This window comes from Nonomuraea sp. NPDC059023 (assembly GCF_042740095.1).
In the GTDB taxonomy this organism is placed as follows: domain Bacteria; phylum Actinomycetota; class Actinomycetes; order Streptosporangiales; family Streptosporangiaceae; genus Nonomuraea.
The window spans coordinates 92,197-112,562 of record NZ_JBHYIO010000004.1; the positions used below are offsets into that span (position 1 = coordinate 92,197).

Below are 20,366 nucleotides of genomic sequence, written 5' to 3' on the forward strand. Positions count from 1 at the left end.
CATGCTCAACGACGAGTACTCCGAGCTGCGCAAGACCGTCGAGGCGTTCGCCCGCGAGGTCGTGGCGCCGGTGATCGGCGACTACTACGAGCGCGAGGAGTTCCCCTACGACATCGTCCGGCAGATGGGCGCGATGGGCCTGTTCGGGCTGCCGCTGCCGGAGGAGCACGGCGGCATGGGCGGTGACTACTTCGCGCTGTGCCTGGCCCTGGAGGAATTGGCCCGGGTCGACTCCAGCGTGTCGATCACGCTGGAGGCCGCGGTCTCGCTGGGCGCGATGCCGATCTATCGCTTCGGTACGGCCGAGCAGAAGGCCACCTGGCTGCCCAAGCTGGCCGGCGGGGAGATGCTGGGCGCGTTCGGCCTGACCGAGCCCGGCGGCGGCTCCGACGTGCCGGGCGGCATGCGCACGACCGCCGTCCTGGACGGCGGCGAGTGGGTGATCAACGGGACCAAGGCGTTCATCACGAACTCGGGCACCGACATCACCGGCGTCGTCGGCGTGGCCGCCATCACCGGGGAGCGCGACGGCAGGAAAGAGATCTCCACGATCCTGGTCCCGGCGGGCACCCCCGGCTTCACCGTCTCGAAGAAGTACTCCAAGGTCGGCTGGAACGCCTCCGACACCCGTGAGCTGTCCTTCACCGACTGCCGGGTCCCGGCGGAGAACCTGCTGGGCGAGCGGGGCCGCGGCTACGCGCAGTTCCTGCAGACCCTCGACGAGGGCCGCATCGCCATCGCCGCCCTCAGCGTCGGCCTGGCCCAGGGCTGCGTGGACGAGTGCCTGCGCTACGTCCGCGAACGCCAGGCCTTCGGCCACCCGATCGGCCACTACCAGGCGATCCAGTTCAAGATCGCCGACATGGAGGCGCGGACCCACACCTCCCGCCTGGCCTACTACCACGCGGCGGAGAAGATGCTGGCCGGCCGGCCGTTCAAGAAGGAGGCGGCGATCGCCAAGCTCGTCTCCTCCAACGCCGCCATGGACAACTCCCGCGAGGCCACCCAGATCTTCGGCGGCTACGGCTTCATGAACGAGTTCCCGGTCGGCCGCTTCTACCGCGACGCCAAGATCCTGGAGATCGGCGAGGGCACCAGCGAGGTCCAGCGCATGCTGATCGCCCGCCAGCTCGGCCTCTCCGATCTATGACGCTGGGTGGTGGTGTAGAGCACCCTGCGTTCGCTATTCTCCCTGCCTTGACCACAATTCGTGATTGTCCGGTTGCAGAGCAATAAATCGGCATCGGTGAAGTAGGGTGCGCAGGGTGACATCTGACGATCTTGTAATCAGGCGGGCCGAGAAGGGCGACGCGGACGAGATCTTCGCGCTGGCCCGCGAGTTCGGAATGACGTTCCGCCCGGAGCGCGAGGCGTTCGACGTGGCCCTGCCGCAGTTGTTGCGCAACGAGGACGCGCTGCTGCTGGCGGCGGTGGCCGGCGGGCGGGTCACCGGATATCTGCTCGGCTTCGTCCATTTGACGCTCTTCGCGAACGGGCCCGTGGCCTGGGTCGAGGAGGCCATGGTGCAGACCGGCTCGCGCCGCCAGGGCATCGGGCGCTCGCTGCTGGAGGATTTCGAGCGCTGGGCGCGCGAGCGCGAGGCGGGGTACGTGGCCATGGCGACCCGCCGGGCACCCGAGTTCTACTCCGCTCTGGGCTACGAGGAGTCGGCGACGTTCTTCCGCAAGGTTCTTAGGTGACCGTTCTGTCCTAGTCAGGTGGCATCCTATGGGGCGTGAGCATCCATACGGTGAGCCCCCGGTTCGTCGGGCGCGCGAGTGAACTCGGCGCGCTCGGTCGTGCGCTGGCCCGCGCCCGGTCCGGGTCGGCCTCGACCGTGCTGGTCGGCGGCGAGGCGGGCGTCGGCAAGACCCGCCTGATCAAGGAGTTCGCCGAGCGCATCGGTGACGCCCGTCAGCTCGTCGGGCACTGCCTGGAACTGGGCACGGACGGCCTGCCGTTCGCGCCGTTCACCGCGGTCCTGCGGCGGCTGCTGCGCGACATCGGGCACGACGGCATGTCCGCGCTGGTGCCCGGTGGCAACACGCGCGGCCTGGCCCGCCTGCTGCCCGACTTCGGCGAGCCCGACGGCGACGGCGCCGAGGCGCGGGCCCGGCTGTTCGAGCTGGTGCTCGGCCTGCTGGAGCACCTGGCGGAGCAGCGGCCGGTGCTCATGGTGATCGAGGACGCCCACTGGGCCGACCGCTCCACCCGCGACCTGCTCTCCTTCCTCGTGCGCTACCAGCGCACCGACGTGCCGTTGCTCATCGTCGTGACCTACCGCACCGACGAACTGCACCGCACCCATCCGCTACGCCCCCTGCTGGCCGAGCTGGGCCGCGTCGACTGGGTGACCAGGATCGAACTCGGCCGCCTCACCCGCAAGCAGGTCGTCGCCCAGGCCGCGAGCATCCTCGAACACGAGCCGTCTCCGGTCGCCATCGACGAGATCTACGCCCGCAGCGAGGGCAACCCATTGTTCGTGGAGGCGCTGCTGAGCGAGGGCGGCGGCGGTGACAGCCTGCCGGAGTCGCTGCGCGACCTTCTGCTGGCCAGCGTCGAACGGCTGCCGGAGGAGACACAGGAGCTCATGCGGGTGGCCAGCGCCGGCGGCCAGCGCATCGAGCACGACCTGCTGCTCGCGGTGACCGGGCTCGACGACGGCGAGCTCTCGCGCTCCCTGCGGCCCGCCGTCGCCGGCAACGTGCTGGTGGTGGACGGTGAGGGCTACGCCTTCCGCCACGCGCTGATCCGCGAGGCGCTCCACGACGACCTGCTGCCCGGCGAGCACTCCCGGCTGCACACCCGCTTCGCCGAGGCGCTCGAACGCGACCTGGCGATCCTGCCCGCCCCGCGCGGCGCCATCGAGCTGGCCCACCACTGGCACGCGGCGCACGACGCGCTGTGGGGGCTGGTCAGCGCCTGGAAGGCGGCGGCCGCCGCGCGCAAGTCGGCCGCCTACGACGAGCAGTTGCGGATGCTGTCGCGCGTGCTCGAACTGTGGTCGAAGGTCCCCGACGCCGCCGAACGCATCGGCGCCGACCGCGTCCAGGTGCTGCGCGCCGCCGCCGCGGTGGCCTTCAACGCCGGGGAGTTCGACCGCGGCATCTCGCTGGCCAGCGCCGCGCTGGAGGAGGTCGACCCGGTCACCGACCCGGTGCGCACCGCGCTGCTGCTCAGGTTGCGCGGGCTGCTCCGCTACGACCTGGGCCGCAAGGGCAACCTGGAGGATCTGCAGGCGGCGGCGAAGCTGGTCCCCGCCGAGCCGCCCACCAAGCTGCGTGCCCAGATCGCCGAGTCGCTGGCGCGCATGTGCAACACCCGCGAGATGTGGCCGGAGAAGATCGCCTACGCCGAGGAGGCGGTACGCATCGCCCGTGCCGTCGGCGACGGCGCCACCGAGGCACACGGGCTGACGACCCTGGCGTGGGGCCGGTTCAGGTTCGGCGACGTGGAGGCGGGGCTGGTGAAGTTCGCCGAGGCCCGCGAGATCGCCATGGGCGACAAGGCCTACAACGCGCTGATGCGCACCGCGATCTCCGAGTCCGACCGGCTGGAGGGCGCCGGCTGGCACGAGGAGGCGGTCAAGGTGGCCCGCCGCGGCATCGCCGACGCCGAGGAGTACGGCCTGGCCCGCACCTCGGGCACGTTCCTGGCGATCAACCTGGCCGAGCCGCTGGTCTCGCTGGGCCGCTGGGACGAGGCGCTGGAAGTGATCGAGCACGCGCTGGATCTGGCGCCGCCCGCGCCGTACCGGGCGAGCCTGCAGGGGTTCGTCGGCGACATCGCCTTGTGGCGTGGCGACCTCGACAAGGCCGAGGCGATGTTCGCGGCGCAGCAGAGCGTGATCAAGCGCACCATCTACCGCGACCAGCACATGCTGCCCGTCGCCGCCCGCGAGATCGACCTGCACACCGCCCGGGGGCGGATGGAGGAGGCCGCGGAGGCGGCCATGCGCGTGTTGCGCGAGCAGGATCTGGCCGCCAGCCCCCGCTACGCCTGGCCGGTGCTCATCCCGTGCGCGCTCCTGGGCGGCGCGGTGCTGGAGGAGGCCAAGGCGCAGGCGCGGTGGATGACGGCCGAGGGCGTGCTGCAGGAGGCGGAGCGGCTGACGTTCAACGCGATCGCGGGGGCGGCCGACGATCTGGTCGCCTGGGACGCGGCCGCCGAGGCCTGGGCCGGGTTGCGGCAGCCGTACCAGGAGGCCAGGGCCCTGGCGGGGGCGGCCAGGGCCGCGCACGCGGCGGGCGCGCGCAAGGACGCGGCCGAGCGGCTGACCAGGGCGCGTGAGCGGGCCGAGCGGCTGGGCGCGCGGACGCTGCTGGCGGAGCTCGACTCGTTCGCGCGGCGGGCGCGCATCGCGGTCGCCGACGAGCCGGAGCCGCAGGGGCCGCAGTTCGGGCTGACCGCGCGCGAGCTGGAGGTACTGCGGCTGCTCACCGACGGCAAGAGCAACCGGGAGATCGGCGGCGAGCTGTTCATCTCGGTCAAGACCGTCAGCGTGCACGTCTCGAACATCCTGGGCAAGCTGGGCGTCTCCTCCCGCGGGGAGGCGGCCGCCACCGCGCACCGCACGGGACTGTTCGACGGCTCAGCCGGTTAGCTGGGCCTCCAGCCGGTAGCCGTCGACGGTCACGTAGACCTGGTCGCCGGGGCGCGCGTTGAGGCGCATGAGCACCGGCTGCAGCGAGTCGAACACCGGCTGGTGCCCCTGCCAGACCAGCACGATCGCGTTGTCGCCCGGTCCGGTGACCGACAGCAGCGTGCCGGGCCGCATGCCCAGCTGGGCCGCGTACCCCTCCGGCACCGGCACCGGGCCGCCGCGCAGGTGCTCGGGCGTGACCTCGATGCGCTGCCAGCGGCGCGGATCCGAGGTCGGGCTCGGCGGCGGGGGCGGCGGCGTCGAGGGCGTGCCGGCCAGCATCGGCGAGCGGCCGCCCGACAGCGCCGACAGCGTCGCGAGCGCGGCCGACGGGTCGATGTTCCCGGCGGGCGCGGCCGGGATCGGCGTGCCGCCCCGGTGATGGTGCCCGTTTGCTCCAGGGGTACGGCGGGGCAGTGGTTGCTGCGGCGCCGGTTCCGCGGCCGGGGCGGCCGGGGCGCGGGGTGACTCCGGCGGCAGGGCGTCCAGCCAGGCCTGCGCGGAGTGGCGGCGGATGCCGAGCTGTTCGAGCAGTTCGTGGCGGTCGGCGTCGTTCGGGGCCGTGGCCAGGAGCTGGCGGGTGCGGTTCTGCAGGCCGTGCAGGTCGCCGACGACGAGCCAGCCGTCCTGCAGGCGGCGGTCGGGCATGAGCGTGACCAGCACGCGCCACAGCGGGCTGCGCAGCGAGGGGACGATCACCGGGTGGGCCGGGTCGGCGCCGATCAGCTGCTCCTGCGTGGCGGCGGCGCCGAGCCACTCGGTGAGGCGGAACATGTGGCCGGTCACCGGCGCGGACTCCGACGAGCGCAGCCAGTTCAGGACACGTTCCTCGGCCATGCGCTGCGCCGGGGACAGGACGTCGCGCTCGACGAGCATCTTGTGGGCCAGCGTGCGCAGGCTGACCGGGTCCTCGGCGAACAGGCGGTGGGTGGCCACGGCCAGTTCGAGGCGGTCCATGCCGCGGAACAGCCCGTCCACCACGCGGACCATGGCGTGGTCGGTGTCCGACGGTTCCGGGGTGGGGCTCGGGAGCGGGGCGCCGGGCGGGCGCTGGGGCAGCGCGCCGGAGGAACCCGGAGCACCGGCCGGTGGCGCACCAGCCTGACCGGGACCGCCCTGACCGGGAGCCGCTTGCCCGGGGGGCGTGACGCCTTGGCCGGCGCCGCTCTGGCCAGGGAGTGCGGCGTTCTGGCCGGGGCCGACGGCTGGTGCCCGGCCGGGCACGGTGCCTCCCGGCGCTCCTGGCACCGATGGAGCTCCGGAGGAGGGCTGCGTGCTACCGACCGGGCGGGTCGGGCCGTCGGCGGGCGCGGGCGCGGCGGGTGACGCGGCCTGCGCGGGCGCACCGGCACGAGAAGGAGCGCCGGGTACGGAACCCGGGTGGGAAGGCGCGCCACCAGGTTGACCGCCACCGGGCTGTGAGGTGCCCGGCTGCGCGGCGCCCGGCTGTGCGGGCATGGCGCCCGAGTGAGTGGGCGTGGCACCCGGTTGTGAAGGAACTCCCGGGTGGGTGGGCGCGGCGCCCGGCTGCGCCGGGGCCCCTGGGCGGGCGGGCAGGGCGCCCGGCTGGGAGGGGGCGCTGCCCGGCTGGGAGGGCGTGGCGCCTGGTTGCGCAGGCGCGGCCCCCGGGTGGGACGTCGTGGCCGGGTGGGACGTGGCGCCTGGCTGGGACGCGGCTCCGGGGTGGGGCGTGGCTCCGGTGTGGGACGGTGCGGTGCCCGGCTGGGGAGCGCCCGGCCGGGACATGGCACCGGGGGCGGGCTGGACGGGCAGGGGGCCGGTATGGGCAGGGAGGGGGCCGGTTTGGATCGGGATCTGGGCGAGGATCTCGCGGAAGACCGAGCCGATCACCGCTTCCCCCGGCGTACCGGGCGTGGCCAGGTCGCCCGGACACAGGCGGCGCAGCCGGTGCCACCCGCCCAGGCCGTTGATCGCCGAGCGGGTCGGTTCCGGCCAGCCGGGCAGCGTCGGGTCCACGTGGTGGACGGTCAGCGCGGGCAGTACGTCGGCGAGGGACAGATGGTCCCATCGAGCCGAGGCGAGGCGGGCGAGCCGCTCGCACACCCAGTCGAGGCCCGTCGCGCCGAGTGCCCGGGACAACGCCAGCGAGCTCCACCACCCTGCCGGCAGCCGAGGATCGGCCAAGATCTCCGCTACCTGCTGAGGACGGCTCCAGCGCAGGGCAGGGACCAGGTCGCTCAGGCAGATCGATGACTCGACGTCCATCGGCGGACCGTATCCTCCCCAGAGTGATGCATGTGGCTGGTGGTGCAGCCTACGCGGAAAGCTATCAATCGGTGTGAATAGGGTAAAGATGGTTCAACTGCAAACCGTACCGTGGACGGCCCCCCACTAGGGCCACACAATCGGCACCCGCACGGCATCCTGCCCGCAACGCGGCCCCTTCTCCGGCCCCGGAAAGTCGTGCCGTGAGATACCCGGCGGCGAACGCGTCACCGGCTCCCGTCGAGTCCACCGCCTCGCTCGGCAGCGCCTCGGCCGTGGCCACGATCCGCCCGTCCACGGCCGCGATCGCGCCGCCGGGGCCGAGTTTCACGACCGCGGTGCCGTACCTCCGGCTGAGCAGTTCGGCGGCGCGTTCCGGCGCGGCGGCGCCCGAGAGGAGCAGCGCCTCGTCGCGGTTGGGGATGACGAGGCCGGCGGGGGCGCTCTCGCGCAGGAACCGTTCGACGCCGAAGGCGCGCAGCGGTCCGGTGGAGGCGGGGTCGATGCTGATCGAGACGCCGCGGCCGGCCGCCTCCGCCATCACATTTCGGGCAAGTTGGAGCCCCTGATCCGCGAAAAAGGTGTACCCGGACAGATGGAGATGGCGGATGCCGTCCAGCATCGACGGCGACCAGTCGGCGGGGGAGATCCGGCCGCCGGCGCCGCGGTTGGTGAGCATGGACCGCTCACCCGTACGGTCGACCATCGCGATGACCACGGCGGTCGGATGGTCGGAGTCGACGGAGAGCAGCGGGCGCACACCCGCCTTGACCAGCTCGTTCGTGTGCCACTCGCTGCTGTCGTAGCCGACGCGGGACAGCAGGGCCGTCGGCGCGCCCAGGTGGGCGGCCCAGGAGGCGGTGTTGGCCCCCGAGCCGCCGGGGCGCAGCACGATGTCGGCCTCGGTGTCGGTGCCGGTGGCGACCGGCGTGCCGTGCACGGCCACCACGTCGGTGACGACGTCGCCGATGACGAGCAGGCCCCCGGCAGTCCCGCCGTCCATTACTGGGCCCAGGCGAGGGCGATGCGAGAGGCGAGGGCGACGTTGCCGCGGACGGCGGCGAGGTTGGCCTCCAGGGAGGCGCCGCCGGTGCCGCGCACGAGGTAGTCGAGCAGGAACGGGGTGATCGCCTGGCCGGTGACGCCCTGGCGCTCGGCGGCGGCCAGCGCCTCGCCCAGCACGCGGTCGTGCAGGGCCGGGTCGAGCTGCCGGTCCTCGGGCACCGGGTTGGCCACGATCAGCGCGGTCTCGGGGCCGCCGAAGGCGTCCTGGCCGCGCATGATGGCGGCGGCCTGCTCGGGGGCGTCGATGCGCCAGTCGATCGGCTCGCCGGAGGTGTGGAGGTAGAAGCCGGGGAAGGTGTCGGTGCGGTAGCCCGCGACGGTGACGCCGCGCGTCTCCAGCCGCTGCAGCGTCGAGGGCACGTCGAGGATGGACTTCACGCCCGCGCACACGATCGTGATCCGGGTGCGGGCCAGAGTGTCGAGGTCGGCCGATTCGTCCTGCTCCACGGTCCAGCCGCGGTGGACGCCGCCCAGCCCGCCCGTGGCGAAGATCCGGATACCCGCGCGCGCGGCCAGGAACGAGGTGGCCGAGACGGTGGTGGCGCCGCTGGCCTTGAGCGCGGCGGCCACCGGAAGGTCACGCTGGCCGAGCTTGCGCAGCCCGGATTCGGTGGCGATGCGCTCCAGCTCGACCTCGTTCAGGCCGATCCTGGCAATGCCGTCCAGTACCGCGATCGTGGCCGGCACCGCGCCCGCGTCCCTGACGACCGCCTCGAGCTCTCTGGCCACCTCCAGGTTGCGGGGCTGGGGCAGGCCGTGCGAGATGATCGTGGACTCCAGCGCGACCACGGGCGAACCGCCGGCCAGGGCCGCGGACACCTCGTCGGAGGGCTGGAGAATGGGGTCGGCGGTGGTGCGCATGATCGGGTACGTGCTCCTTGTGGGACCTTTGACGTGGCACTCTTTGGAACGGTCTATTTCCTGATGTTGTTCCAAAGTGAGCACGTTACGGGGCGATCCCTGACGCGTCCACCCGAGATCACACCAGGAGCGCCACCCCTGCCAGCGAGATGCCGGTGATCAGCGCGGTGGAGATCCCGCCCAGCAGTACGGCCCGCCCGCCCTTGGCCAGTTTCCGCAGGTCGATGTTGGTGCCGAGGCCGAAGAGCGCGGCGGCCAGCAGCACGCTCGTCACCGGCGGCACCGCCGAGGTCAGCGACTCGGGCAGGACGCCGAGGCTGCGCACCACCACCATCGCCAGGAACCCGGCCACGAACAACGGCATGATCGGCGGCCGCCGGGCGCCGGTCCTCGCCCGCAGAGCGGCCTCGGTCTCGGTGCGCAGGGAGGCCCCGGCAGGGGTACGGCAGGCGGCTCCGGCCTGGGCGCGCAGGGTGGTGGCCGCGACCATGGGCGCGAGCAGGACCACGCGGGCCAGCTTGGCCGTGATCGCCACCCCCAGCACCGCCGCGCCGGAGGCCGCGCCGATCGCGGCCACCTGGGCCACCTCGTGCACCGCCGCCCCGGCCCACACCCCGAGCTGGCGCCCCGTCAGTCCCAGCCAGCCGGCCAGCAGCGGGACGGCCACGATGGCGGCGGTGCCGTACACGGTGATGACACCCAGGGCGGAGGCCACGTCGTCGTCGTCGGAGTCGGCGCTCTCATGCATGGCGGCGATGGCCGAGGCGCCGCAGATGCTCACGCCCGCGGCGATGAGCAGGGCCGTGCCGGGCGCGACCCGCAGCCACCGTCCGAGCAGCGGCGTGAGCACGAACGTGAGGCCGGTCGCCGCCGCCACGATCAGCAGTGTCGGGGCGCCCAGCGTGAGCACCTGGGGCAGCGCGATCTGCAGGCCGAGCAGGACGATCGCCACCCGCAGCACGCGCTTCGCGACGAACTGCAGTCCGGGCCGCAGCCGCTCGTGCAGCCAGCCGAGGTTGTGGAAGGCCGCCCCCGCCGTCACGGCGATGATCGCCGGGCTGAGCGCGGGCAGGAACCGGCTCACGACCAGCGCCATCGCGACCGCCGCCGCGGCCAGGGCGATGCCGGGCAGATGCAGGCGGGGCCAGGCGCGCGTGACGGTGAGGGAGACCATGATCCGAGTCTCCGGCCGTCCGGAACCTCCCAGTAGACATGCATTGCCTGGCAGGTCATAGCCTTAGGCTATGAGCGCGCTGCCGGATCTCGACTCGCTGAAGCTCCTCGTCGACGTGGGCGAGCTCGGCAGCCTGGGCCGTGCCGCGCGCGCCGCGGGCATCGCCCAGCCGTCGGCCAGCAAGCGCATCGCCCAGCTCGAACGCCGGCTCGGGCTGCCGCTGCTGGAGCGTACGCCGCGTGGGTCGGCGCTGACCGCGGAGGGGAAGATGGTCGCCGGCTGGGCCTCGCAGGTGCTGTCGGCGGCGCAGGAGCTCATGCGCGCGGCGGCGGCCGTGCGGCTCAGCGAGGCGGCGCACCTGCGGGTGGCCTCGTCGATGACGGTGGCGGAGTATCTGGTGCCGCGGTGGCTGGGCGAGTTCCAGAACCGCGAGCCGGACGTGCAGGTGGGGCTCGACGTGGTGAACTCCGCCGAGGTGGCCGCGCTGGTGCTGGCCGGCGCGGACGGGACGCCGAGGTCGGTCGAGCTGGGCTTCGTGGAGGGGCCGAACGTGCCCGACGGGCTGGACTCGCGCGTGGTCGGGACCGACCGGCTGGTGGTCGTGGTGGCGCCGGGGCATCCGTGGGCGCGCCGCCGTACCGTGCTGCGGGGGGCGGAACTGGCCGCGACGCCGCTGGTGGTGCGCGAGCCTGGCTCGGGCACGCGCGAGACGCTCGACCTGGCCTTCCGCGACCTCCACCAGGCCAGCCCCCGGCTGGAGCTCGGCTCGAACTCGGCGGTGAAGGGCGCGGCGTCGGCGGGCGCGGCGCCCGCGGTGCTGAGCGGCTACGCCGTCGAGGCCGACCTCGCGACCGGCCGGCTGGTCGAGGTGCCGCTGGCCGGCCTCAACCTGGTCCGCAGCCTGCGCGCGGTCTGGCGCCGCGGCCGCACGCTTCCCTCTCCCGCCGCCACGCTCCTCTCCATCGCCAGCCGGCCGTGACCCATCCCTTAGGGCGCTCAACCCCTCCCATCCCTTACGGCAAGCCGCCCCCACGCCACCCGCCGACGCGCGCGGGCGCCGATCGTGGGGGTCGCTTCTCACGTCGGACAAATGCCCCGTCGTCACGGCCCCCGTCAGCCGGCCAATTGGTCTATAAATCCCGCTAAATGGCGAATTGATAAACGAGTAAGGTGATTATCTCCTGGCTGGCCGGATGACCGGGTGACATATTGAAGAACCCAGGCGTCCGATGAAAGGCCCCCCAATGCCTGCGTTGAACGGCGAGACCTCGCGCCCCGGCGAAGCCGCGGTAAAAGGCACCAGTAAGAGCGGCCCCGGAGTTCACGGCATCAGCCAGGAATTCGACGGGGTGCACGCGACCACCAATTCTCCGCAGAACGCGGCCATAGCCGGATACAACCTCAACGCCGAAGGGACCGGGGCGACCCTGTTCGCGGAGAACCGCGGGCGCGGGCCCGGTGTGTTCGTCAGGACCGGGATCGGCGCGGCGGTGGACGCCAAGAGCGAGGGGTTCGAAGCCGTCCACGCCGAGACCAACGCTCCGGCCACCGCGGCCGTGGCGGCCTACAACCTCAACGCCGAGGGCACCGGGGCCATCCTGTTCGGGGAGAACCGGGGGCGCGGGCCCGGTGTGTTCGTCAGGACCGGGCAGGGGGCGGCTCTCGACGCCAGGAGCGAGACGTACGAAGCGCTGCACGCCGAGACCAACGCCAGTGAGGTGGCCGCCATCGCCGCCTACAACGTCAATCCGGCGGGTACCGGCGCTTCGGTGTTCGCCGACAATCGCGGGCGCGGGCCCGGTGTGTTCGTCAGGACCGGGATCGGCGCGGCGGTGGACGCCAGAAGTGAGGCTTATGAAGCCGTTCACGCCGAGACCAATTCCCCTAATACCGCGGCTATCGCCGCCTATAACCTCAATGCGGACAGTACCGGTGCCGCACTCTACGCCGACCATCGCGGCGTCGGCCCCGCCGGATTCTTCAAGGGAAATGTCATCGTCACCGGCGACGTCCTTCTCACCGGAGCCGATCTGGCCGAGAATTTCTCGCTCGCGGAAACCGAGACCGATGAGGTCGTGCCCGGCACGGTCGTCGTGCTCGACGGGATCGACCGGGTGCGGATGAGCACCAGCGCCTACGACTCCAAGGTCGCCGGAGTGGTCTCGGGGGCGGGTGACTACCGTCCAGGCGTCATCCTCGACCACCGCGACCAGCGCGCGGGACGCTACCCGCTCGCGCTCGTCGGCAAGGTCTACTGCCGGGTCGACGCCTCCTACGCCCCCGTCGGCGTCGGCGACCTGCTCACCACCTCCGACACGCCCGGCCACGCGATGAAGGCGCTCGACCCCGGCCGGTCCTTCGGCGCCGTGATCGGCAAGGCCATGTCCGCGCTCGACCGGGGCATCGGGCTGATCCCGATCCTCGTCCTGCTCCGCTGACCCCGCTGACTCCGCTGGAGGAATGCCATGCTCTCCGTCCGACTGAGCAAGGCGGTCCGGTCGCTGCCGATCAGCGTGCGCGCCCTGGGGCGCGAGGCGGGACTGCCGGGCCAGGTGTCGGTGCGCGAACTGCTGCGCCGTACCGGCACGCACACGCGGCCACTCAACGTGAAGGTGCTGCGCTACACGTGGGCGACGAACGCCCCCGACGCCAACGTCCACCCCGTCTGGCCGGACGCGGCGCTGCGCGAGGTCCTCGACGCGCCGAACGGCTGGAGCATGCTCGACTTCTGGTCGGCCTCGACCCTGCGGCTGCGCGAACTGCGCTTCAGCGTGGAGCCGTGGCGGGTGCTGACCGGCATCTCGCAGGTCGGCAACCGCGACGACCGCGGCGGCATGGTCAACCAGACCCGCGCGCAGGCCGAGCGCGACGGCGTCAGCTTCGACGGCGTGGACCGCGTGGTCGTGTTCATGCATCCGCCGCCGTGCAACTCCGGCGCCATCGGCGGCGCCGCCGTCCTCGACCAGGGCGGGTTCCTGTCCTTCTACGACCACGAGATCGGCCACGTGATCGGCTTCGAGCACGCCTTCGGCCCCTGCGGCGACTACGTCTACCACGACGACTACTCGGTCATGGGCTTCACCGGCGTGCAGGACCGCGCGGTCCCGACGCCGCCCGCGTTCGTCGGCGTCACCGTGATCTCGCCCGGCTTCTTCCGCAGCGACCGCAACCTGTCGCCGGCCGCCCTCTACCGGTACGTGCCGGAGTTCGCCGCCTCCGGCAGCGTGCTCCGCCCGGACCTGTCCACCTCCCCGCGCATCCGCCTGGCCGCCTTCGGCCAGGCGAACCTGCACGACCCCGTGCTCGCGGTGGTCCCGACCAGCCAGGGCGAGATCACCGTCGAGTACCGCGCCCGCTTCGGCCAGGACGCGGCGATCCAGCCGGCGGTGGTCGTGCACTCCATCGGCCGCCGCCCCGTGCTGGCCTGGCACGGCGAGCAGAACCCGGTCTGGTTCGAGGGCACCGCCGGGGTGGGGGCGAGCCTGCCCACGGAGTACGCGGTGGACACCGTGCTGAAGGTTCAGGTGGTCGCGGTCACGCCGGATCGCAGATATGTGGAGGTGGTATTGACCGATCCGTGACGGGTAAGGTCCCGGGCATGGTGTCCAGGGAGGAACTGCTGCGGCCGGAGCCGCACTGGCAGACGGGGCTGTAGCGGGGCGTCTTTCGTGCCGTCCCATCCCTGTCTCCTGCTTAAGGACCTTTCATGCGTTATGACGCCGTCATCGTGGGCGCCGGGCACAACGGGCTCGTCGCCGCCGCCTATCTCGCCCGCGCCGGTCGCCGGGTGCTCGTCCTCGAACGGCTCGCCCACGTCGGCGGACTGGCCATCTCGGCCCAGGCCTTTCCCGGGGTCGAGGCGCGGCTGTCGCGCTACTCCTACCTGGTCAGCCTCCTGCCGACGAAGATCGTCACGGATCTGGGCCTGCGGGTCGAGCTCCGGCGGCGGCGTTACGCCTCCTACACCCCGGTCGGGCGGACGGGGCTGCTCGTGGACAACGAGGACGCCGGCCGTACCGAGGAGTCCTTCCGCGCCGTCACCGGCGGCGCGCGGGACTACCGGGCCTGGCGGGAGTTCTACGAGATGACCGCCGAGGTGGCGCGGGTGCTGGCGCCCACGCTGCTCGGGCCGCTGCCCGCGGCGCGCGAGGTCGAGCGGCTGGTCGGGGCGCGGGCCTGGGGGGAGATGTTCGCCGAGCCGATCGGGCGGGCGGTGGAGGCGCGTTTCCGCGACGACACCGTGCGCGGCGTGGTGCTGACCGACGCGCTCATCGGCACGTTCGCCGACCCCGCCGCCGACCTGCTGGCCAACCGGTGCTTCCTCTACCACGTGATCGGGGACGGGACCGGGGAGTGGAACGTCCCCGTCGGCGGCATGGGCGCGGTGTCCGGCGCGCTGGCCACGTCGGCCCGCGAGGCCGGGGCGCAGATCAGGACCGGGGCCGAGGTGATCGGGATCGACCCGGAGGCCGGGGAGGTGAGCTTCCGGCTGGGGGAGGCCGAGCACGTGGTGTCCGCGGAGCGGGTGCTGGCCAACGTGCCGCCGGCCGTACTGGATCGGCTGCTGGGACACGAGCCGGAGACGCCCGAGGGAGCCCAGCTCAAGGTCAACATGGTGCTGCGGCGGCTGCCACGGCTCAAGGACACCGGCGTGGAACCGTACGCGGCCTTCAGCGGCACCTTCCACATCAACGAGAGCCAGGAGCAGCTCGCGCGGGCCTTCGCCCAGGCGGCGCGGGGCGAGATCCCGGCGCTGCCGCCCGCGGAGGTCTACTGCCACTCGCTGACCGACCGGTCCATCCTCGGCCAGGACGGGGAGACGATGACGTTGTTCGGGCTGCACATGCCCGCCCGCCTCTTCCGCGACGACCCGGAGAAGTCGCGGCGCGCGGCCCTGGACGCCACGCTCCGCTCGATCAACTCCGTGCTGGCCGAGCCCATCGAGGACTGCCTGGCCACCACCCCGGCGGGCGAGCCCTGCCTGGAGGCCAAGACGCCCGTCGATCTGGAGAACGAGGCCGGGCTGCCCGGCGGGCACATCTTCCACCGCGACCTGAGCTGGCCCTACGCCGACGGGGGCGGCTGGGGCGTCGAGACCGGGCACCCGAGGCTGCTGCTGTGCGGGGCCGGGGCGCGGCGCGGCGGCGGGGTCAGCGGCATCCCCGGCCACAACGCCGCGATGTCGCTGCTGACCTGACCGACATGTCCTTCAGCGAGTTCTCATGATGGCGGCATAGCGTTGGCTCATGAGTGAGCCCATGCGACTCCTGGTGGTGGACGACGAGCCGGCGCTGCGCGAGGCGCTGCAGTCGAGCCTGGAGTTCGAGGGCTACCAGGTGGCCACGGCCGTGGACGGGCAGGCCGCGCTGGAGCAGCTGGCCCGCGAGGCGTACGACGCGGTGCTGCTGGACGTCATGATGCCCAGGCTCGACGGGCTGACCGCGTGCCGGCGGCTGCGGCAGGGCGGCAACCACGTGCCGGTGCTGATGCTGACCGCCCGTGACGCCGTCGGCGACCGCGTCTCCGGCCTGGACGCGGGCGCGGACGACTACCTGGTCAAGCCGTTCGAGCTGGACGAGCTGCTGGCCAGGGTACGGGCGCTGCTGCGGCGCAGCGCGCTCGGCGCCGTGCCGCAGGACGGCCTGCTCGCCTACGCCGACCTGCGCATGGACCCGGCCACCCGCGAGGTCACCCGCGGCGCCCGCAGGCTCGACCTGACCAGGACCGAGTACCAGCTGCTCGAACTGCTGCTCAGCCACCCGCGCCAGGTGCTGACCCGCGACCAGATCCTCGGCGAGGTGTGGGGCTTCGACTTCGAGCCGACCTCCAACTCCCTCGACGTCTACGTGATGTACCTGCGGCGCAAGACCGAGGCGGGCGGCGAGCCCCGGCTGATCCACACCGTGCGCGGCGTCGGTTACGTGCTGCGGAACGCGCCGTGAGATGGAGCAGCCTGCGCGCCCGGATGACGTTGCTGGTCACGGCTGCGGTGGCGCTGGCGGTCGCGCTCTCGGCGGTCCTGTGCTTCTCCATCGTGCGCATGGAACTGCTCAACCAGCTCGACCACGAGCTGGAGGGCCCGCCGGGCAAGCGGCCCGACGTGAGCAAGCTCCTGGTCAGGTGCTCGACCGAGCCGCCGCGTTCGGACGCCTACGTGCCGCCGTACTCCGAGCAGATCATCTACGCCGACGGGAGCCCGACCTGCTCGTTCGGCACGCCGATCCACGTGACCGAGGACGACCTGCGCGTGGCACGCTCCGGCGGCCAGTGCCTGCACACGAGCACCACCAGCGACGGCGCGCAGGTCCGCGTCGCCACCAAGTGGGTCGCGCCCGGCGTGGCGGTCATGAGCGCCCGCCGCCTCGACCGCCTGCAGAACTCCCTCAACACCCTGGCCGCCCTGCTCGCGGGCGTGGCCGGCCTCGGCGTGCTCGGCGCCGCCTCGGCGGGCCTGTTCGTCTCCCGTACGGCCCTGCGCCCGGTAGGCGAGCTGACCAGGGCCGTCGAGCACATCGCCACCACCGAGGACCTCGACACCTCCATTCCGGTCAAGGGCGACGACGAGATCGCCCGCCTGAGCGCCTCCTTCAACGCGATGACCGCCGCCCTGGCCGGTTCCCGCGACCGCCAGCGCCAGCTCGTCGCCGACGCCGGCCACGAGCTGCGCACCCCGCTGACCACGCTGCGCACCAACATCGACCTGCTGCTGCGCAGCGAGCAGACCGGCAGGCAGCTCGACCCGGCCGCCAAGGAGCGGCTGCTGGTCAACGTGAAGGCCCAGTTCGCCGAGCTGTCGGCGCTGGTGGGCGACCTGCTCATGCTGGCCAGGGGCGACACCGACCACGAACCGCACGTGGAGCTGGCCCTGCACGAGGTGGTGAAGGCCGCCGCCGAGCGGGCCAGGCTGCGCGGCGCGGAGCTGAGCACCGACCTCGGCCAGTGGTACACCGTCGGCAACGCCGCCTCGCTGGAACGGGCGGTGCTCAACCTCATCGACAACGCCCGCAAGTTCAGCGAGAACGGCATCGAGGTGATGCTGCGCGGAGGCGTGCTGACCGTGCGCGACCACGGGCCCGGCATCCCGCGCGAGGAGCTGCCGCACGTCTTCGAGCGGTTCTGGCGCTCCCCGTCGGCCCGCGCGCTGCCCGGCTCGGGGCTGGGGCTGGCGATCGTGGCGCAGGCGGTGGCCGAGGCGGGCGGGAGCGTCCGGCTGGACAACGCGCAGGGCGGCGGAGTGATCGCCACCGTGCGGCTGCCGGGAAGTCTCACCCCACTCTCATCATCGGCTAAGTCCGGCTAAAGACCGGGCCGGTGACCTGGGAGCATGCCAACATCCATCAAGACGCGGCTGGTCGAGGTGGTCGTCCCGGTCCACAACGAGCAGCGCGCCCTGCGCGCGAGCGTGACCCGGCTGCACGACTATCTGCTGGCCACCTTCCCGTACGGCTTCCGCATCACGATCGCCGACAACGCCAGCACGGACGGCACCTGGCCGCTGGCCGGGGAGCTGGCGGCCGAGCTGCCGCACGTGCGGGCCGTACACGTGGAGGAGAAGGGGCGCGGCCGGGCGCTGCGCCAGGTGTGGTCGCGGAGCGAGGCGGACGTCGTCAGCTACATGGACGTGGACCTGTCCACGGACCTGGACGCCTTCCTGCCGCTGGTCGCGCCGCTGCTGTCGGGTCACAGCGACCTGGCCATCGGCACCCGGCTGGCACCGGCGGCGCGCGTGGAGCGCGGGCCCAAGCGTGAGGTCATCTCCCGCTGCTACAACCTGCTCCTGCACGCCCTGCTCGGCGCCCGCTTCACCGACGCCCAGTGCGGCTTCAAGGCGGTGCGTACCGAGGTGGCGCAGGCGCTGCTGCCCGCGGTCGAGGACGAGCAGTGGTTCTTCGACACCGAGCTGCTCCTGCTGGCCCAGCGGCACGGGCTGCGCATCCACGAGGTGCCGGTCGACTGGGTCGACGACCCGGACAGCCGGGTCGACGTCGTGCGCACCGCGCTGGACGACCTGCGCGGCATGGCCAGGCTGGCCCGCGCCCACGCGCTGCGCGCGCCGATCCCGTCGCGGGAGGTGCCGCGCGGGCTGGCCAGGCAGCTGCCCCGCTTCGCGATCGTGGGCGTCGTGAGCACGCTGGCCTACCTCGGGCTGTACACGCTGCTGCGCGGGGCGCTCGCGCCCATGCCGGCCAATGCGATCGCTCTGCTGGTCACCGCCGTGGCCAACACCGCGGCCAACCGGCGCTTCACGTTCGGGATCAGCGGCCCGGCCGGCGTCGTACGGCACCAGTTCGAGGGCCTGATCGCCTTCCTCGTGGGGCTGGCGCTCACCACCGGCGGGCTCGCGCTGCTGCCCGGCGGGGTCTCGCACGGCGTCGAGCTGGCCGCGGTCGTGCTGGCGAACGCGCTGGCCACCCTGGTGCGCTTCCTGCTGCTGCGCGTGTGGGTGTTCAACCCGCGCAGGGTGAGCCGATGACGCGGGCGCGCTGGGCGCTGGCCGGGGTGCTCGCCGTCGCCCTGGTCCTGTACACGTGGGCGCTGAGCGGGATGGCCAACACCTACTACTCGGCCGCCGTCCTGTCGGCCACCCAGAGCTGGAAGGCGTTCTTCTTCGGCGCGCTGGACGCCGGGTCGTTCATCACCGTGGACAAGCCGCCGCTGGCGCTGTGGGTGATGGCGCTGTCGGCGCGGATCTTCGGGTTCTCGACGTGGAGCATGCTGCTGCCGCAGGCGCTGGCGGGCGTGGCGGCGGTCGCGGTGGTCTACTCGGCGGTACGCCGCAACATGTCCGCATATTTCGGTGAACGGCGGGCGGAGGCGGCCGGGCTCATCGCGGCCCTCGCGATGACGCTGACCCCGATCACCGTGGCCATCAACCGCGACAACAACCCGGACACGCTCCTGGTCCTGCTGCTCACCGTGGCCGCCTGGTTCTGCCTGGAGGCGCTGCGCACCGGGCGTCCCCGCTGGCTGCTGCTCTGCGCGGTCTTCGTGGGCCTCGGGTTCAACACCAAGATGCTCCAGGCGTACCTGGTGCTGCCCGCCTTCGCCCTCGCCTACCTGTTCTGCGCCCGCGCCACCGTGGTCAGGCGGCTCGGCCACCTGCTGGCCGCCGGTGCGGTGCTCGTGGTGTCGAGCGGCTGGTGGATGGCGATCGTCGACCTGTGGCCCACCGGCTCGCGCCCCTACGTCGGCGGATCCACCGACAACTCGGTCCGGGACCTGGTCATCGGCTACAACGGCCTCGGCCGGATCTTCGGCCAGGGCGGCGGGCGGGCCGGCGGACCCTCGTTCGGAGGGGAGTCCGGGGCCGGGCGGCTGTTCAACGACGTGATGGCCGGGCAGATCTCGTGGCTGCTGCCGTTCTGCGCGATCGCCCTGCTCCTGGCGACCCTGGCCGGGCTGCGGGCCCGGAGGTCGGGGCAGGCGTGGGCCTGGGGGCCGTGGCTGGTGTGGGGCGGCTGGCTGGCCGTGCACGTCGTGGTCTTCAGCTTCTCCAGCGGCACCTTCCACCCCTACTACAGCACCGCCATGGCTCCGGCGGTGGCGGCGCTGAGCGGGATGGGAGGGGTGCTCATGTGGCGGGCCTACCGGGAGGCGCGGGTGCTGGGCTGGGTGCTGCCGGTGGCCGTGGTGGTGACCGGGGGGTGGGCGTTCGCGGTGCTGCGCCGTACGCCGGAGTGGGCGCCGTGGCTGGCCTGGGCCGTGCTCGGGACCACCGCTCTGGCCGGGCTCACGCTGATCCTGGCCCGGGTACGGCGCGGCGCCGCGATCACCGTCGCCGGGCTGGTCCTGGCCCTGGTCGCGGGCCTGGCCGGACCGGCGGCGTACGCGGTCACGCCGCTGCGGTCCCCGGTGAACGGCACCAACCCGACCGCGGGACCCGACAGCGGCCGCCGCGGCTTCGGCGGCGGCCCAATGGGCCAGCCGGGCGGCCGCCAGCCCGCCGGAGAGGGCCCGCCCCAAGGAGACCGGTCGCCCGGCGGCACCCCAGGCTTCTCCGGCACTCCGGGCTCTTCCGGGAACCCGGGCTTTTCCGGGGGTCCTGGTGGGCGGGAGGTCAGTGCTGAGCTGGTCACCTTCCTGGAGGCCAACCGGGGGAACGCCGACTGGCTGGTCGCGGTGGGCAGCGCGCAGCAGGCCGCCTCGCTGATCCTGTCCACCGGCGAGCCGGTCATCGCCATGGGCGGCTTCACCGGCGCCGACCCGGCCATGACCACCGCGCGCCTGGAGGAGCTGACCTCCTCCGGCCGCCTGCGCTACGTGATGACCGGAGGCGGTAGAGGAAGTGGCCAGGCCACCGCGTGGGTCCAGGAGAACTGCACGGCCGTGCAGGGCCAGGACGGCCTCCACGACTGTTCTTGATCGGGGGTTGACAACGATGTCAACCCCGCTCTTGAT

Annotated in this window: 15 protein-coding genes; 11 read left to right on the forward strand and 4 right to left on the reverse strand. The window is 72.8% G+C overall.

The annotated features are described in order from the left end of the window. Position 1 precedes the first annotated feature (1 nt). The 3 genes from ACFWYW_RS08635 to ACFWYW_RS08645 all read left to right on the forward strand — a co-directional run bounded on the left by ACFWYW_RS08635 (position 2) and on the right by ACFWYW_RS08645 (position 4,603). Positions 2-1,150 (forward strand): acyl-CoA dehydrogenase family protein, encoded by a 1,149-nt coding sequence (locus ACFWYW_RS08635; protein WP_379613381.1) that lies wholly within the window; start codon positions 2-4, stop codon positions 1,148-1,150. A gap of 115 nt (positions 1,151-1,265) precedes the next feature. Beyond that, positions 1,266-1,700, forward strand: a complete 435-nt coding sequence (locus tag ACFWYW_RS08640) for a GNAT family N-acetyltransferase (RefSeq protein WP_379613378.1) — start codon at positions 1,266-1,268, stop codon at positions 1,698-1,700. Between the two features lie 35 nt (positions 1,701-1,735). After that, positions 1,736-4,603, forward strand: coding sequence for an AAA family ATPase (locus tag ACFWYW_RS08645; RefSeq protein ID WP_379613376.1), 2,868 nt, complete (start codon positions 1,736-1,738; stop codon positions 4,601-4,603). Here the strand turns inward: ACFWYW_RS08645 and ACFWYW_RS08650 are convergent. The 4 genes from ACFWYW_RS08650 to ACFWYW_RS08665 all read right to left on the reverse strand — a co-directional run bounded on the left by ACFWYW_RS08650 (position 4,592) and on the right by ACFWYW_RS08665 (position 9,968). Continuing rightward, on the reverse strand, positions 4,592-6,868 hold the full coding sequence (locus tag ACFWYW_RS08650; RefSeq protein WP_379640939.1) for a hypothetical protein: 2,277 nt from the start codon (positions 6,866-6,868) through the stop codon (positions 4,592-4,594). The two genes, ACFWYW_RS08645 and ACFWYW_RS08650, sit on opposite strands and share 12 nt — an antisense overlap. Before the next feature lie 64 nt (positions 6,869-6,932). Then, complete coding sequence (locus ACFWYW_RS08655; RefSeq protein ID WP_379613372.1) at positions 6,933-7,871, reverse strand: carbohydrate kinase family protein; 939 nt, start codon at positions 7,869-7,871, stop codon at positions 6,933-6,935. Continuing rightward, positions 7,871-8,794, reverse strand: coding sequence for a pseudouridine-5'-phosphate glycosidase (locus ACFWYW_RS08660; protein ID WP_379613370.1), 924 nt, complete (start codon positions 8,792-8,794; stop codon positions 7,871-7,873). The genes ACFWYW_RS08655 and ACFWYW_RS08660 overlap by 1 nt, the downstream gene beginning before the upstream one ends. Positions 8,795-8,912: 118 nt before the next feature. Beyond that, positions 8,913-9,968 carry a YeiH family protein gene (locus ACFWYW_RS08665; protein WP_379613368.1) on the reverse strand — a complete coding sequence of 352 codons (1,056 nt, stop codon included), beginning with the start codon at positions 9,966-9,968 and terminating at the stop codon, positions 8,913-8,915. A gap of 70 nt (positions 9,969-10,038) precedes the next feature. Between ACFWYW_RS08665 and ACFWYW_RS08670 the strand changes: the two genes are divergently transcribed. The 8 genes from ACFWYW_RS08670 to ACFWYW_RS08705 all read left to right on the forward strand — a co-directional run bounded on the left by ACFWYW_RS08670 (position 10,039) and on the right by ACFWYW_RS08705 (position 20,330). Beyond that, positions 10,039-10,947: a LysR family transcriptional regulator gene (locus tag ACFWYW_RS08670; protein ID WP_379613366.1), complete on the forward strand. Its 909-nt coding sequence runs from the start codon at positions 10,039-10,041 to the stop codon at positions 10,945-10,947. A 265-nt stretch (positions 10,948-11,212) separates the two neighbouring features. After that, positions 11,213-12,406, forward strand: a complete 1,194-nt coding sequence (locus tag ACFWYW_RS08675) for a hypothetical protein (protein WP_379613364.1) — start codon at positions 11,213-11,215, stop codon at positions 12,404-12,406. Positions 12,407-12,433: 27 nt separating this feature from the next. Next, positions 12,434-13,549 carry a hypothetical protein gene (locus ACFWYW_RS08680; protein WP_379613362.1) on the forward strand — a complete coding sequence of 372 codons (1,116 nt, stop codon included), beginning with the start codon at positions 12,434-12,436 and terminating at the stop codon, positions 13,547-13,549. Between the two features lie 125 nt (positions 13,550-13,674). Then, positions 13,675-15,165 carry a phytoene desaturase family protein gene (locus ACFWYW_RS08685; RefSeq protein WP_379613360.1) on the forward strand — a complete coding sequence of 497 codons (1,491 nt, stop codon included), beginning with the start codon at positions 13,675-13,677 and terminating at the stop codon, positions 15,163-15,165. A gap of 61 nt (positions 15,166-15,226) precedes the next feature. Beyond that, complete coding sequence (locus ACFWYW_RS08690) at positions 15,227-15,910, forward strand: response regulator transcription factor (protein WP_379613546.1); 684 nt, start codon at positions 15,227-15,229, stop codon at positions 15,908-15,910. Beyond that, complete coding sequence (locus ACFWYW_RS08695; protein ID WP_379613358.1) at positions 15,907-17,268, forward strand: sensor histidine kinase; 1,362 nt, start codon at positions 15,907-15,909, stop codon at positions 17,266-17,268. Before ACFWYW_RS08690 ends, ACFWYW_RS08695 begins: the two co-directional genes overlap by 4 nt. 24 nt (positions 17,269-17,292) lie before the next feature. After that, on the forward strand, positions 17,293-18,441 hold the full coding sequence (locus tag ACFWYW_RS08700) for a glycosyltransferase (RefSeq protein ID WP_379613356.1): 1,149 nt from the start codon (positions 17,293-17,295) through the stop codon (positions 18,439-18,441). Next, positions 18,438-20,330 (forward strand): glycosyltransferase family 39 protein, encoded by a 1,893-nt coding sequence (locus ACFWYW_RS08705; protein ID WP_379613354.1) that lies wholly within the window; start codon positions 18,438-18,440, stop codon positions 20,328-20,330. The genes ACFWYW_RS08700 and ACFWYW_RS08705 overlap by 4 nt, the downstream gene beginning before the upstream one ends. The last annotated feature ends 36 nt before the right edge of the window (positions 20,331-20,366 follow it).